Origin of the sequence: Maricaulis sp. (genome assembly GCF_048268525.1) — a bacterium.
Lineage (GTDB): Bacteria > Pseudomonadota > Alphaproteobacteria > Caulobacterales > Maricaulaceae > Maricaulis.
Genome location: NZ_JBLWVH010000010.1, coordinates 26,867 through 40,396 on the forward strand (window position 1 = coordinate 26,867; position 13,530 = coordinate 40,396).

The 13,530-nt window shown below is 62.2% G+C and carries 10 protein-coding genes; 4 read left to right on the forward strand and 6 right to left on the reverse strand.

Annotation, left to right across the window (positions count from 1 at the left end):
• Position 1: 1 nt before the first annotated feature.
• The gene (gene clpA / locus ACN0X9_RS06970; protein WP_417486891.1) at positions 2–2,311 is read left to right on the forward strand and encodes an ATP-dependent Clp protease ATP-binding subunit ClpA; all 2,310 of its coding nucleotides are present in this window, start codon (positions 2–4) and stop codon (positions 2,309–2,311) included.
• A 74-nt stretch (positions 2,312–2,385) separates the two neighbouring features.
• Here the strand turns inward: clpA and ACN0X9_RS06975 are convergent, their stop codons facing one another.
• Complete coding sequence (locus tag ACN0X9_RS06975) at positions 2,386–3,573, reverse strand: helix-turn-helix domain-containing protein (RefSeq protein WP_417486892.1); 1,188 nt, start codon at positions 3,571–3,573, stop codon at positions 2,386–2,388.
• A gap of 120 nt (positions 3,574–3,693) precedes the next feature.
• Between ACN0X9_RS06975 and ACN0X9_RS06980 the strand changes: the two genes are divergently transcribed.
• Entirely contained in the window at positions 3,694–4,518 is an 825-nt protein-coding gene (locus tag ACN0X9_RS06980) for a DUF2306 domain-containing protein (protein WP_417486893.1), read from the forward strand.
• On the opposite strand, the gene ACN0X9_RS06985 is transcribed toward ACN0X9_RS06980, so the two are convergent.
• A complete protein-coding gene (locus ACN0X9_RS06985; RefSeq protein WP_417486894.1) occupies positions 4,515–4,955 on the reverse strand; it encodes a helix-turn-helix transcriptional regulator in 441 nt (146 codons plus the stop codon). The two genes, ACN0X9_RS06980 and ACN0X9_RS06985, sit on opposite strands and share 4 nt — an antisense overlap.
• Positions 4,956–5,123: 168 nt before the next feature.
• Here ACN0X9_RS06985 and recQ point away from each other — a divergent pair, with 168 nt between their 5' ends.
• Entirely contained in the window at positions 5,124–6,926 is a 1,803-nt protein-coding gene (gene recQ, locus ACN0X9_RS06990) for a DNA helicase RecQ (RefSeq protein ID WP_417486895.1), read from the forward strand.
• Between the two features lie 87 nt (positions 6,927–7,013).
• A complete protein-coding gene (locus ACN0X9_RS06995) occupies positions 7,014–7,427 on the forward strand; it encodes a hypothetical protein (protein WP_417486896.1) in 414 nt (137 codons plus the stop codon).
• Positions 7,428–7,436: 9 nt separating this feature from the next.
• On the opposite strand, the gene ACN0X9_RS07000 is transcribed toward ACN0X9_RS06995, so the two are convergent.
• The 4 genes from ACN0X9_RS07000 to ACN0X9_RS07015 all read right to left on the reverse strand — a co-directional run bounded on the left by ACN0X9_RS07000 (position 7,437) and on the right by ACN0X9_RS07015 (position 13,306).
• The gene (locus ACN0X9_RS07000) at positions 7,437–7,874 is read right to left on the reverse strand and encodes an HIT family protein (RefSeq protein ID WP_417486897.1); all 438 of its coding nucleotides are present in this window, start codon (positions 7,872–7,874) and stop codon (positions 7,437–7,439) included.
• 100 nt (positions 7,875–7,974) lie between these two features.
• Entirely contained in the window at positions 7,975–9,117 is a 1,143-nt protein-coding gene (locus ACN0X9_RS07005) for a GNAT family N-acetyltransferase (RefSeq protein ID WP_417486898.1), read from the reverse strand.
• A 50-nt stretch (positions 9,118–9,167) separates the two neighbouring features.
• A complete protein-coding gene (locus tag ACN0X9_RS07010) occupies positions 9,168–10,529 on the reverse strand; it encodes a M48 family metalloprotease (RefSeq protein WP_417486899.1) in 1,362 nt (453 codons plus the stop codon).
• Positions 10,530–10,642: 113 nt separating this feature from the next.
• Positions 10,643–13,306: an Rne/Rng family ribonuclease gene (locus tag ACN0X9_RS07015; protein ID WP_417486900.1), complete on the reverse strand. Its 2,664-nt coding sequence runs from the start codon at positions 13,304–13,306 to the stop codon at positions 10,643–10,645.
• Positions 13,307–13,530: the final 224 nt, after the last annotated feature.

Genomic DNA, 13,530 nt, shown 5'->3' on the forward strand with positions numbered 1-13,530 from the left:
GGTGCCCTCATTCTCTTCAGACTTGGAAGACAGCCTGCACCGCGCTCTGGGCTACGCCAATGAGCGTGGGCATGAATTTGCCACCCTGGAGCATCTCCTTCTTGCTCTGGTGGACGATCAGGACGGCGCCGCCGTCATGAAGGCCTGCGATGTCGATCTCGATGAACTTCGCGCAACCCTGACCGAATACGTGGACAACGAGCTTTCCGAACTGGTCGTCGACGACGATGAGGACGCCAAGCCGACAGCCGGCTTCCAGCGCGTCATCCAACGCGCCGTGATCCACGTCCAGAATGCCGGACGCGAAGAAGTGACCGGCGCCAATGTGCTGGTGGCCCTGTTCGCCGAGCGTGAGAGCCATGCGGCCTACTTCCTCGCCGAGCGCGACATGACCCGCTACGACGCGGTGAATTTCATCTCGCACGGGATCGGCCGCAAGCCGGGCGCGTCTGAAGAACGGGCCGTCCGCGGAACCGAACCGACCGAGGAGCCGCAGAAAGACGGTGATGCTTTGACCGCCTATACGGTCAATCTGAACGAGAAGGCCCGCAATGGCGGTGTCGACCCGTTGATCGGTCGCGATTCGGAAGTCGAGCGTTGCGTTCAGGTCCTGTGTCGCCGCCGCAAGAACAATCCGCTTCTGGTTGGAGATCCGGGCGTTGGCAAGACCGCCATCGCCGAAGGGATCGCGCGCAAGATCGTCGAGAACCAGGTTCCCGATGTTCTCGAAGGCGCTACCATTTATTCGCTGGATATGGGGTCTCTGCTGGCCGGAACCCGCTATCGCGGTGATTTCGAAGAGCGGGTGAAGCAGGTGGTCAAGGAACTCGAGGAAAAGGACAATGCCGTCCTCTTCATCGACGAGATTCACACCGTCATCGGTGCCGGCGCCACTTCGGGCGGTGCCATGGATGCGTCCAATCTGCTCAAGCCGGCACTTCAGTCGGGCAATCTGCGCTGCATGGGGTCGACGACCTACAAGGAATATCGCCAGCATTTCGAAAAGGATCGCGCCCTGGTTCGCCGGTTCCAGAAGATCGATGTTGCCGAGCCGTCCGTGCCCGACGCCATCAAGATCCTGCAGGGACTGAAATCCTATTTCGAGGACTTCCATGATGTTCGCTTCACCAATGACTCGCTGAAGTCGGCAGTCGAGCTGTCGGCCCGCTACATGGGCGACCGCAAACTGCCGGACAAGGCGATCGACGTGATCGATGAGGCGGGTGCCCAGATGCGCCTGCAGCCGGTGTCCAAACGCAAGAAGACAATCGGCGTGAAAGAGGTCGAGGGCATTGTTGCCACGATGGCCCGCATCCCGCCGAAATCGGTATCCAAGGATGACGAGCAGTCGCTGCGCAATCTGGAATCCGAACTGAAGCATGTTGTCTTCGGCCAGGATGATGCCATCGGCCAGTTGTCTACCGCGATCAAGCTGTCGCGTGCCGGTCTGCGTGAGCCGAACAAGCCGATCGGTTGCTATCTCTTCTCGGGCCCGACCGGTGTCGGCAAGACCGAGGTGACCAAGCAGTTGGCCGATACGCTGGGTGTCGAGCTGCAGCGTTTCGACATGTCGGAATACATGGAGCGTCATGCCGTCTCGCGTCTGATCGGCGCCCCTCCGGGCTATGTCGGTTTCGACCAGGGTGGCCTGCTCACCGACGGTATCGACCAGCATCCGCATTGTGTGCTGCTGCTGGACGAGATCGAGAAGGCCCATCCGGACCTGTTCAACATTCTCCTGCAGGTGATGGATAATGGCACGCTGACGGATACCAACGGCAAGAAGGTCGATTTCCGCAATGTCATCCTGGTGATGACGACCAATGCGGGGGCCTCCGACGCGCAGAAGGAAGCCATCGGCTTTGGCCGCGGCAAGAAGACGGACGAGGCGGACAAGGCTGTTGAACGCCTGTTCACGCCGGAGTTCCGCAATCGTCTCGATGCGGTCATTCCGTTCGCACCGCTGTCGCCGGACTCCATTGGTCGCGTGGTCGAGAAGTTCGTCCTGCAACTGGAAGCGCAACTCATCGATCGTGGCGTGACCTTCGAACTGACACCGGACGCCACGGCCTGGCTGGCCGAGCGGGGCTATGACAGCCGTTTCGGTGCCCGTCCGCTGGCCCGGGTCATCCAGGAGCACATCAAGAAGCCCCTGGCCGATCAGATCCTCTTTGGTGAGCTCAAGAAGGGTGGGCTTGTGAAGGTTGATGTCGATGCGGCTGACAGTGAGCGCCTTGATTTCCACGTCACGCCCGGTGACCGCCTGCTGCCGCGCAACGCCAAGAAGAAAGACAAGAAGGAAGAGGTCTGATCCTCACCTTGCTGTTCAACGAGAAACGGCGCCCTTCCGGGCGCCGTTTTTCGTTCCAGGTCCAAGTGAAGTGATCAGCGCGCTGTCGGCTGTGCCAGGCCGGTTTGTGGGGTCGGCTGTCCAACCATGCCGCTGCGGTAATCCCGCGGTGTCATACCGGTGCTCTCCTTGAACGCCCGGTTGAACGGACCGATCGAGGCGAATCCGCTTTCCAGCGCGATGGTGAGGATGCTGCCTGTGTCCTGCGGATGACCGCGCAACAATTCCTTTGCGTGATTGATCCGGTAGCGGTTGATGAAGCGATTGAAATTGCGCTCACCCAGTCCGGCGGTGATGGCGCGGCTGACCCGGTAGTCAGGTTCGCGCAATTGTCGGGCGAGGGAGGCAACCTTGATATCCGGATCCAGATAAAGGGCGTCGGATTCCACGCGCGTTCGGATCCATTTCCCCAATTCCCTATCGGCGCGCCGGTCCGTTTCCGACGACGCCACCGGCGACTGGCCGGGCACCTGGAGCGGATGCCGACCGCGCCAGATCACGCCAAATCCGGCGATCAGGAAAAGGGTCGCGGCACAGCCCGCTTGCAATAGCGCCATCAGACCTGGGTCGAAACGGGTTGAGTCGCCGTGATCCAGCAACATCACGCAAATCCCGACACCGATCCCGAAACTGCCAAGGTAGGCGACGCGCAGACGACGTTCCGCGACCGGGGCCGATTGCGACCAGCCACGCAGGCCCTCCCAAAATGCCAGAACCAGTACTGTGGAGGACAACATGGCCTGGAATCCGTATGCCGCTGCCGTAATCGCCTCCAAGCCCGCCGCACCAAAGATTTGCGCCGCTGAGACGGCATTCAGGAACTGGACCAGTATCGCGGGCAGGAAGATGCCGCTGACCACCAAGGCTTGCGGCCAACCAAGTCCGACATCGGTGCGGAACAGGCCGCGGGCGACCAGCCAGAGACAGCTGCAGCTGGCACATCCGGCGATGACAAGGAGAGGGGTGATCGCTGCGGGCGTGGATCCGAAAACATCCCGGATCATGACCGATGCCAGACCGCAGCAGAACATAGCCCAGACAATTTGCAATCCGCTGCGTTGCCGACGGGAGACCACGATCAGGATGGAGGCGATCGCCGCGATGCAAATGGCAAATTTGATGGCGTTGGCGACTTCGAGCATTGGCAGCGCGTCCTTGTCTTCTCGCGCCCCCGAGCGCAGCCCAAGGTGTCGCACATTCCGGGCCAGGATCAAGCTTTTCACGGGTGAGGGCATAAAAACTGGCCGATTTCCAAATCGGCAAGACGGCTGGCGTTCGAGCGTATTGGTTAGGGGCATGGCCTTGAGTGGCCGTCTTTTTCGAATGATTCCAAGGGTTAGATCATGTCCGACACCATTGCCGCTCCACCCCGGCGTCAACGTTTCACTCCGCAAACCCTGTTGGCCGGCAGCGGCGTACTCTGGTTCTCGATCGCCGCAGCCGGACAATGGTTGTTCGCTTACTACATCATCGGCGCCTACGTCCCGCGCACCGCGTCGGGCGAGTTCGAGCGCTGGAACGAGACCGGCCTGATTGAGGGCTATGCCCAGGGCGATCTGATCGGCAATCTCGGCTTTATCTCTCACGTCTTGCTGGCGGCTTTCGTCAGTGTGGCGGGCGTGATGCAGCTCCTGCCAATCATCCGGCGGCGCTTCCCGACATTCCACCGCTGGAACGGACGCGCCTATATGTCCGTTGCCGCTTTTCTGGCGGTCGGCGGCATCCTGCTGGTCTGGGTGCGTGGGACGCGCATGAACGATCTCGCCGCGATGGGGACCACGATTGACGGTCTGTTGATCCTGGTGACTGCCGGTTTCACGCTGCGCCATGCAATCGCGCGGCGGATCGACCAGCATCGCCGCTGGGCCATGCGCCTGTTCGTCGTCGTTAATGGCGTGTGGTTTGTCCGGGTCGGCTATATGGCCTGGGCGATCGCCAGTGGCGGGGCCGGCATGAGCCGAAGCTTGAATGGACCGGCCGACATCGCGATGCCCTACGCCGCCTTCCTGGTTCCGCTCGTTCTGCTCGAACTCTACATGCGGGCCCGAGACAGTCGGTCGTCCGGTTTCAAGCTGGCGGTGACTGTCGCCATCCTGCTTGGCGCGGGCGTCACTGCGCTTGGCCTGTTCGGAGCCTGGATGATGATGTGGTCACCGAATATCGGTTAACGTCGCAGGCGATTGATGTCGCCCGGCCCATGGACCGGGTGGCGTCGATTTTCTGTGCGAAGCAGCTGGATCGCTAGATGTATCAGCAGGGCGGCTGCTCCCAACAAGCTTATCCCGGCGGCGATGCGGCTGTCGGCGTCAAACCGGGAAACCAATGCCGCGACGAGGAGTGCATAGGCGACGTAGCCGACGCCGTGCCAACCCAATTCCCTCCAACCCGACCGGCGCCAACTCGTCCGGGTTGGCTGGGGGGTGGCGAGATGGCGCTCAATCGCGTCAGGCGTCATATCGAAGCTGGATGCCAGCGCCTTGAGGGCCTCCAACCCAGGTTTTCGGCCGCCTTCGATCCGCTGGATCGTACGTTCGCTCAGGTCGCATATCTGCGCCAATTCGGATTGGGACCACCCGCGTGAGAGTCGAAGTGTCTTGAGGCTCATTTCGTAATCCGGTCCTGAATTCGTGGGGTGATAATACCGCAGTTGGTCGGCCTGGACCACGACAGGAAGGCGACACCACCGGCCAGGCGGCATGATTTCGTGTATCCGGCGGATTGAAGCGGGCGGTGAAGTCACGCAGAACAGGGGGCTCGCGACCGGACCGACCTCATGCCCCAAACCACGCCCGATGACATTCTCCGCGCGACGTTCGGTTTCCCTGGCTTCCGACCCGGGCAATCGGACATTGTCGACCTCATTCTCGCCGGTCGCCCGACGTTGTGCGTAATGCCGACCGGGGCCGGTAAATCGATCTGTTACCAGCTTCCGGCGTTGATCCTGGACGGCATGACGATAGTGATCTCGCCGCTGACAGCCCTGATGGATGACCAGGTCGCCGCGCTACAGGCCAATGGTGTCGCGGCCGCTGCGATCCATTCCGGCCGTGATCGCGTCGACAATGTCGAGACCTGGCGGCAGGTACAGGCCGGCGATGTGAAACTGCTCTACCTGTCTCCGGAACGCCTCATGACGCCTCGCATGCTGGCAGCGCTGGACGCGCTGGACCCGGCCATGTTCGTCGTCGATGAAGCGCACTGTATTTCCAAATGGGGCGCGAGTTTCCGGCCGGAATATGAAGACCTGGCCCAGTTGCGCGCGCGCTTCCCGTCAGCCCGGCTGGCGGCTTTTACCGCAACCGCCGACGAAGCGACGCGCCGGGACATAGCTGGCAAGTTGTTTGGGGAGGGCGGCGAGATCGTGGTTCACGGTTTTGACCGTCCAAACCTCACACTCGGGGTCGCAGCCAAGGCATCCTGGAAATCCCAGCTCCTGGAGTTTCTCGACGGTCGGCGGTCTGAGTCCGGCATCGTCTATTGCCTGTCGCGCAAGTCGACCGAGGAGGTCGCCGGCCTGCTGCGCGAGGAAGGGCTCAACGCCCTGCCGTATCATGCCGGCCTGTCCCCGGAGACCCGGCGCGAGAACCAGGAGCGCTTCATGGCCGAGGAAGCGGTGGTGATGGTGGCGACAATCGCGTTCGGCATGGGAATCGACAAGCCGGACATCCGCTATGTTTTCCATCTCCACATGCCCGGTTCGATGGAGGCCTACTACCAGGAAATCGGCCGTGCGGGTCGCGATGGCCAGCCCGCCGAGACGATGATGCTGTTCGGTTTGGCGGACGCCCGCATGCGGCGCCAGTTCATCGACCAGGATGGCGAGGACGGCGAACACATCCGCCGCGAACACAAACGACTCGACAGCCTGCTGGCCTATTGTGAGGCGACCCGCTGTCGCCGTCTCTCTCTGTTGGCCTATTTTGGCGAGAGCGGTGGGCAGGCCTGCGGGAACTGTGACCTCTGTCTCGATCCGCCGGTCCTGGTTGATGGCAGTCTGGACGCGCAAAAGCTGTTCTCGGCGATCCTCAGGACGGGTCAGATGTTTGGGGCCGCTCACGTCATTGATGTTCTGCGTGGTGCCGACACCGAAAAGATCCGGGCAAGAGGTCATGACAATCTGCCCACGCATGGCGTGGGCGCTGACCGGCCCAAACATTTCTGGCAGGGACTGATCCGGCAGAGCGTGGCGGCTGGACTGATAGAGATTGATATCCAGGGGTTCGGGGCGCTCAAGCTCACGAATGACGCTCGCGCGGTGCTGAAGGGCGAGCAGACATTCCAGATCCGGGAGATCAGCACGAAGCCAGCCAAGCCGCAGCGCAAGCCGAGAGCGTCTGGCGTGGATCCGTCGACAGTGGATGCCACGCTGCTTGCCGCACTCAAGGCGAGGCGACGTGAGCTCGCGGCGGAGCGCAATGTGCCAGCCTATGTGGTTTTTTCCGATGCGACCCTGATCGACATGGCTCAGCTCCGCCCAACCAGTCTCGAGCTTATGGCGTCGGTCAATGGCGTCGGGCCGAAGAAACTCGAGACCTTCGGGCAGATATTCCTCGATGTTCTGGGCGAGCATGCCTGACAGATCCAGGTCTGTTCCAGATGGGTGACTCCCGACAAAAATCATGGAGAGATATCGGCGCGCGCCAGACCGGTGTCAGAGGTGTTGATGAACAATCGCGATACGCCATTTTACGTCCTGATCGGGCTGCTCTCGGTTCAGGTAGCCTATGGACTCTACTGGGCAGGATACGACGTTTCGGCGCGTCTCGGCCTGTGGGACAGTCCGGAACTGGCGATTGCCTTTGTTCAGAGCCTGACCTTGTTGCAGGAAGTCTTTTTCTTCTCGCATGTGGTCATGAATTGCGTGGCGCTGGCCTTGACGCTCGCCGGTCGGCACTGGGCCTTGCCGGTCTTTGTCGTTTCATTTGTGTTCGACCGGGCGGACTGGGTGATCATGGGCGGCAATAATGTGTTTTCGATCCTGGTCGACGTGGATACTTGGGCCCTGTTCTCCTTCACGCTGCAGGGCGCGATCATTGCCCTGCTGGTATATTTGCGTTTCGAGGGACGGCTGCGCTGAGCCGGGCTGTCAGGGCTGCGTGATCGCCGCGGCGATCCGCTTGGCCTGATCCTCGAGAACCGCCATGTCCGCCTGTCCGGTGCCATGGGCTCCCAACTCGACACCATCATGTCGCGGAATAATGTGGAAATGAACGTGGAAGACGGTCTGACCTGCTGGTGCGCCATTGAACTGGGTCAGGATAATTCCGTCAGGCGCCAGCGCTGATTTGACGGCATTGGCGATGCGTTTAACCCGCACGATGGCCGCCTGCAGGGCACCGTCGGTCATTTCCAACGCATTGCGGGCCGCCTCACGCGGAACAACCAGCACATGGCCGGGCGCTTGCGGGAATATGTCCATGAAAGCGAGAACATGTGCGTCCTCATAGACCTTCACGCAGGGCAGCTCCCCGCGCAGGATCTTGGCAAAGATATTGTCCGGGTCATAGTGGCCGTCGAGGCTCATGAGGTCGCTCCGCTGCTGGCAGTGTCGGAAACTGGGTAGCGCGATCCCGGTGAGTGCGTCCAGCTTGCAGCCATGGTTGGCGAGGGCTGTGTCAGCGGGATCAGGTCGACAGATCCTGGCGGAACGGGCCGTCGGCGGCTTGGGCGCGGATATCGGACTGTATGGCGGCGCGCTCGTGGTCGAGATATTCGCCTACCGCCCGGCGGAACCCTTCATCCAGGATGAAATGCGCCGAGCTGACCTCGGTTGGCGCATAGCCGCGCGCCAGCTTGTGCTCACCTTGTGCGCCGGCTTCCACCCTTGCCAGACTACGGTCGATCGCGGCGTCGATGGCCTGGTGGTAGCAGAGTTCGAAATGCAGGAAGGGGTGGTCATCCAGCTTGCCCCAATACCGGCCGTACAGGGCGTGGGAACCGATCATGTTCAGGGCGGCGGCTATATACCGTCCGTCTTTCTTGGCCATGATCAGCAGGACCCGGTCGGCCATGCGTTGATGGAGCAGATCGAAAAATGCTCGGTTCAGATAGGGATAGCCCCATTTCCGTGAGCCGGTTTCCTGGTAGCAGGCATAGAAGAAGTCCCAGTGTTCCGCGGTAAGTCGCCCCCCGCCGAGATGCTCGATTGTGATGTCGGCCCGGGCCGCAGCACGCTCTTTGCGCAAGGCCTTGCGTTTGCGCGAGGACAGGTCGGCCAGAAAATCGTCATAGCTTCCATAGTCCCGGTTCTGCCAGATATATTGGCGGTCCACGCGTGACAGAAGGCCGACGGATTTCAGCTCCGAAAGCGAGTTCGGATCCGGGAAGTTGATGTGCCAGCCGGAAACGCCCCATCGCCGCGCGATGTCGCAGGTCGCCTGAACGAGGGCAAGGCGCACGTCCGCTGTCGGGGCGAGGATGCGCCGGCCGGTGACGGGCGAGAAGGGAACAGCGGACAGGAGCTTCGGGTAATACCGGCCACCGGCGCGTTCAAAGGCCTCCGCCCAGGCATGGTCGAACACATATTCGCCCATCGAGTGAGACTTTGCGTAAAGCGGGACAGCCCCCAGAAGTCGGCCTTCCGAATCCCGGGCCAGCAGGTGGCGCGGCAGCCAGCCGGTCTCTTCTCCCACACATCCGCTTTGTTCCAGGGCTTGCAGAAAATCCCAGCTGACAAATGGGTCGTATTCGGCGCCGGGCGGGTTTGCCAAACGGTCCCAGTCGTCGCGCTCGACATCGTCGAGCGAGCCGACAGGCTGCACGGTCATGGCAGGCGATTGGTCGCCGTCATCCGCCGGAGGCGCCATCCTCGCGCCGGTCAGTTGCGCTGTTGCCGACGGATCTGACGCATCTCTGCTTCGGTGGGCAGCGATACCGACTCGATCTCTGTTGCCCGGACCCAGGCCGGAGTGCCGATCTCGAGTGATGTCCGAGCGCGCGATGCAAATTGATGGGCCCGCTGCCGGTTTCCGGCCGCATAGGACTGCTCCGCGATCGCCAGTTGGGCCAATGCCGTATCGCCATTGCGTTCATGGACAATCGACAGCTGGTACCAGGCAAAGCCGTTGTCGGGTTCGATATCCAGCGCGACCCGCAGGTTTTGTTCGGCCTCTTCGAGATGGTCCGGATCGTCGGTCGCGATCAGCGAGGTGGCCAGATTGACCCGCAGCAAGGGCGCTGTCGGCTCCAGCTCGACCGAGCGCCGATTGGGCACGATGGCTTGTTCTGCCCGTCCGCTCTCGAACAGCATCTGCGCGTGAAGCTCGTGGAAATACGGATTGTCCGGCTCCTCGGCCAACAGGCTGGCAATCTCCTCGAGGGCCCGATCCAGTCTGGCGTCATGATAGTAGGCGACGGCCCGGGCGTAGCGAGCGGGCAGGGACCGGTCGCTCTCCGGATAGCGGTAGAACACGAATTCCGGCTCGGCGAGGAAGCCATAGATCTTGCCCTGGATCCGTTGCAGTCGGGCGACTTCTTCCGGGCTGTCGAGCGTCTCGTAGAATGGAGAGCTGGTGGCGCCGCCGCGCAGGTTCGCGATGCGTTCGGACGATAGCGGGTGTGATCGGAAATAGGGGAAACGCCGGGCGTTCGACATGACTTCCTGGTATCGGAAGCGCTCGAAGAACTGCACCAGTCCTTGGGCAGACTGGCCGGTGGCTTCCATGAACTGCAAGCCGGCTTGGTCGGCAGATGCCTCCTGGGCACGGCTATAGGTCATGAAGGAGAGGGCGCCAAACTGCTGCGATGATGCGAGCAGGGCGCTTGCGGCACCGCCTTCGCCGGCCAGGGCCGCCAGGACGCCCAGGCCGAGGCTCACATACATCGGAGCCTGGGCAGCCGAGATGCCGTCATTGACGCGCGCCAGATGGGCACCGGAAATATGCCCGGTTTCATGGGCGATAACGCCCTTGAGCTGGTTGGGGGTGCCCGACTCCAGGATGATGCCGGTGTGCAGGAAAATGTTCTGACCGCCGGTCACAAAGGCGTTCAGGGATGGGTCGGCGACAATGTACATGTCGACATCGGCCGGTTGCAGGCCTGCGGCGGTGAGAATGGGGTCCGCATAATCGCGCAGCATGTGCTCGATCTCGGTATCCCGGATCAGGGACTGGCCGAAACCCGGTGCGTGTGTGGCCACAGCGAGAACGCAGGCTGCGGCGACGGTTTTCAGGATCGACATCCTGCCTCCACTGATCGGCCCCCGCTCGGCCCATGATAGCGACGTCACCCCAAGACGCCACCCGATAACACCAAGATGGGTTGCCCGGCTTGGCCGGGCAACCCTGTTCCTGGTCAGTTTCCGAACAACCCGGTCCGGTTCCACCATCCGCGGCGTTTCGGCTTGCCATCATCGTCGGCAGCGTCATCGGCCTTGTCGGCTTGGGTAGCACTCGGCTCGGCCTCGGATTCCGTCGGTTCAGCCTGCGGTTCAGCCTGTTGTTCCGCCTTTGGTTCCGGCGCGGGCGTTTCAGTCGGGGCTTCCTCCGCTACGACAGGCTCTTCAACCTTCTTGCGGCGTGTCCGACGCTTGGGCTTGGGGGCGTCTTCAGTCTCGGCATCCGCAGCTGGAGCCGCAGCCGCAGCCTCGGGCGCCGGATCGACAGCCTTCTTGCGCGGGCGGCGGGTCCGCTTCTTCGGCGTGTCCTCCGCCACTGCGTCGGCCGGGGCGGCCTCGACCGCAGGCTCGGTGCCGGTTTCCGAATCGGACGAAGTCGCGGCCACGTCGGTTGTCGCGGCCTTTGTCGAACGGCGCCGTGGCGCGCGTTTGCGCTTGGGGACTTCCTCGACCGCGTCCGCAGTCGGCTCGCTTTCGGACGATGCCTCGGTCGCTGACGTTTCCGCGTCGGCGGTGTCCGCGGCCGGTGCGTCTGAAGATGGTGCGTCTGCCGACGCTTCGCCGGCTACCGCGTTCTCGGCATTGGCCTCGCCTTCGGTCCGGCGACGGCCACGACCTCCGCGACGACCGCGACGGCGGCGACGGCGGGGTTGATCGTCATCGTCCTCACCAGACGCGTCCCGTCGGCTTTCGGACTGCTCGGCGTTGTCACCCTCGTCGCTGTCATCGCCCTCGACATTGACGACTTCCATGGCTGCCGCGGTGTCGTCGGATGACGGTTTGCGGCGGCGACGACGGCGACGACGGCGTCCACCGGAGGCCTCGCGGCTTTCCTGCTCGTCGTCAGTGCCCGTGTCGTCTTCCTCCGGAGCGTCCGGAATTTCGATCTCCTCGATCGATTCGACGGACAGCGGGGCCATGACGAGCTCTTCACCGGGCTCACGGTTTTCCAGTGCCTCGATGGAGAATTCAGGCGCCAGGATCGAATCGTCTGCGGTCACCGCAATGCTCATCGAGAAGCGTTGCTCGATCATCAGGAGATGATCACGCTTGTCATTCAGCAGGTAGATTGCGACGGCAGTTGGCACCGAAATGCGGATTCGCTTGGCGCGACCGCGTGTGCCTTCCTTTTCCAGGCCACGCAGGGCCACCAGGGCGCTCGATTCGGTCGAACGCAGATGGCCGCTGCCCTTACAGGTCGGGCAGGTCGTTGTGGAGCCCTCGAGCAGGCTCGACCGCCGCCGCTGACGGGAGATTTCCATCAGACCGAATTGCGAGATGCGGCCGACCTGGAGGCGGGCCCGGTCACGCTTGAGCATGTCCTTCATCTTCTTCTCGACGGCGCGATTATTCTTGTTCTCGTCCATGTCGATGAAGTCGATGACGATCAGGCCGGCCAGGTCACGCAGGCGCATCTGGCGCGCCGCTTCGGCGGCCGCTTCCAGATTGGTTTTCAGCGCGGTCGCCTCGATATTGCGCTCGCGGGTGGAGCGGCCCGAGTTGACGTCGATCGAGACCAGGGCCTCGGTCGGGTTGATCACCAGATAGCCGCCGGACTTCAGGGGGGCGACGTCCGAATAGATCGCCTCGAGCTGGGCTTCGCACTGGTGACGCAGATAAAGCGGTACGGCTTCCTTGTAATGCTGAACCTTCTTGGCATGGCTCGGCATCAGCATCTTCATGAAGGCTTTCGCCTCCTTGTAGGCCTCTTCGCCTTCCACCTGGACGGAATCGATTTCCTTGTCGTACAGGTCACGAATGACCCGTTTGACCAGATTGCCTTCCTCATAGATCAGCGACGGCGCGACCGAACTCAGGGTCAGCTCGCGGATATTCGTCCAAAGGCGCAGCAGGTAGTCGGCATCGCGCTTGATCTCGGTCTTGGTGCGCGAGGCTCCGGCTGTCCGGATGATCAGCCCGACGCCCTTGGGCAGTTCGAGCTCGGAGACCACCGATTTCAGGCGCTTGCGGTCAGAAGCGTTGGAAATCTTGCGGGAGATGCCACCGCCGCGGGGCGTGTTGGGCATCAGCACGCAATAACGGCCGGCCAGCGACAGATAGGTCGTCAGGGCCGCGCCCTTGTTGCCGCGCTCTTCCTTGGCCACCTGTACCAGCAGGATTTGCCGGCGCTTGATGACTTCCTGGATCTTGTACTTTCGGAACATCTGGCGACGGCGGCGGGCAGCCTGCTGGTCGCTGATGTCGTCGTCTTCACTATCATCGCCAATGGTTTCGGGCGTTTCAGATTCGCCGTCACCATCGTCGGAATCACCGTCGGCAGATGGCGCTGATTCGGACTTGGCCTCTTCGACCTCGTCGTCCTCATCATCGGCCGCCGAGGCTTCTTCCTCGGCCAAGGCCTGACGGTCCTCGAACGGGATCTGATAGTAGTCCGGATGGATTTCATTGAAGGCGAGGAAGCCATGGCGGTTGCCGCCATACTCCACGAACGCCGCTTGAAGCGATGGTTCGACCCGCGTTACTTTTGCGAGATATATGTTGCCGCGTATGGGGCGGCGGGCGGCCGCTTCAAAATCAAAATCCTCAACTTTCGAACCGTCGAGTACGACGACGCGGGTCTCCTCGGGATGACCAGCGTCGATCAGCATTTTCTTGGACATTAAAGTCGTCTCCTGCACCCGCGCACATTCGCCTGTTTCCTGCCAGAAGGCGGGACAGGGCGGAGAGTGGCGGCGGGGGCGAGATGGACGGGGTGCGGCCTGTTTTCAGTGCTCTGGGCATCAGGCGCTCCCCCGCGCATCGGCAGTTACCATTAGCGTCCCGCACCAATATGGGAGGACGCGGCGGTCGGGGCCCCGGAAAATTCTTCGGTCGGACCGGGGCG

What these genes read in the sequence shown, in the direction of transcription:
- ACN0X9_RS06980 (WP_417486893.1), top strand. Translation starts at nt 3,694, where the DNA reads ATGTCCGACACCATTGCCGCTCCACCCCGGCGTCAACGTTTCACTCCG.
- recQ (WP_417486895.1), top strand. Translation starts at nt 5,124, where the DNA reads ATGCCCCAAACCACGCCCGATGACATTCTCCGCGCGACGTTCGGTTTC.
- ACN0X9_RS07010 (WP_417486899.1), bottom strand. Translation starts at nt 10,529, where the DNA reads ATGTCGATCCTGAAAACCGTCGCCGCAGCCTGCGTTCTCGCTGTGGCC.
- ACN0X9_RS07015 (WP_417486900.1), bottom strand. Translation starts at nt 13,306, where the DNA reads ATGTCCAAGAAAATGCTGATCGACGCTGGTCATCCCGAGGAGACCCGC.
- ACN0X9_RS07005 (WP_417486898.1), bottom strand. Translation starts at nt 9,117, where the DNA reads ATGACCGTGCAGCCTGTCGGCTCGCTCGACGATGTCGAGCGCGACGAC.
- ACN0X9_RS06995 (WP_417486896.1), top strand. Translation starts at nt 7,014, where the DNA reads ATGAACAATCGCGATACGCCATTTTACGTCCTGATCGGGCTGCTCTCG.
- ACN0X9_RS07000 (WP_417486897.1), bottom strand. Translation starts at nt 7,874, where the DNA reads ATGAGCCTCGACGGCCACTATGACCCGGACAATATCTTTGCCAAGATC.
- ACN0X9_RS06985 (WP_417486894.1), bottom strand. Translation starts at nt 4,955, where the DNA reads ATGAGCCTCAAGACACTTCGACTCTCACGCGGGTGGTCCCAATCCGAA.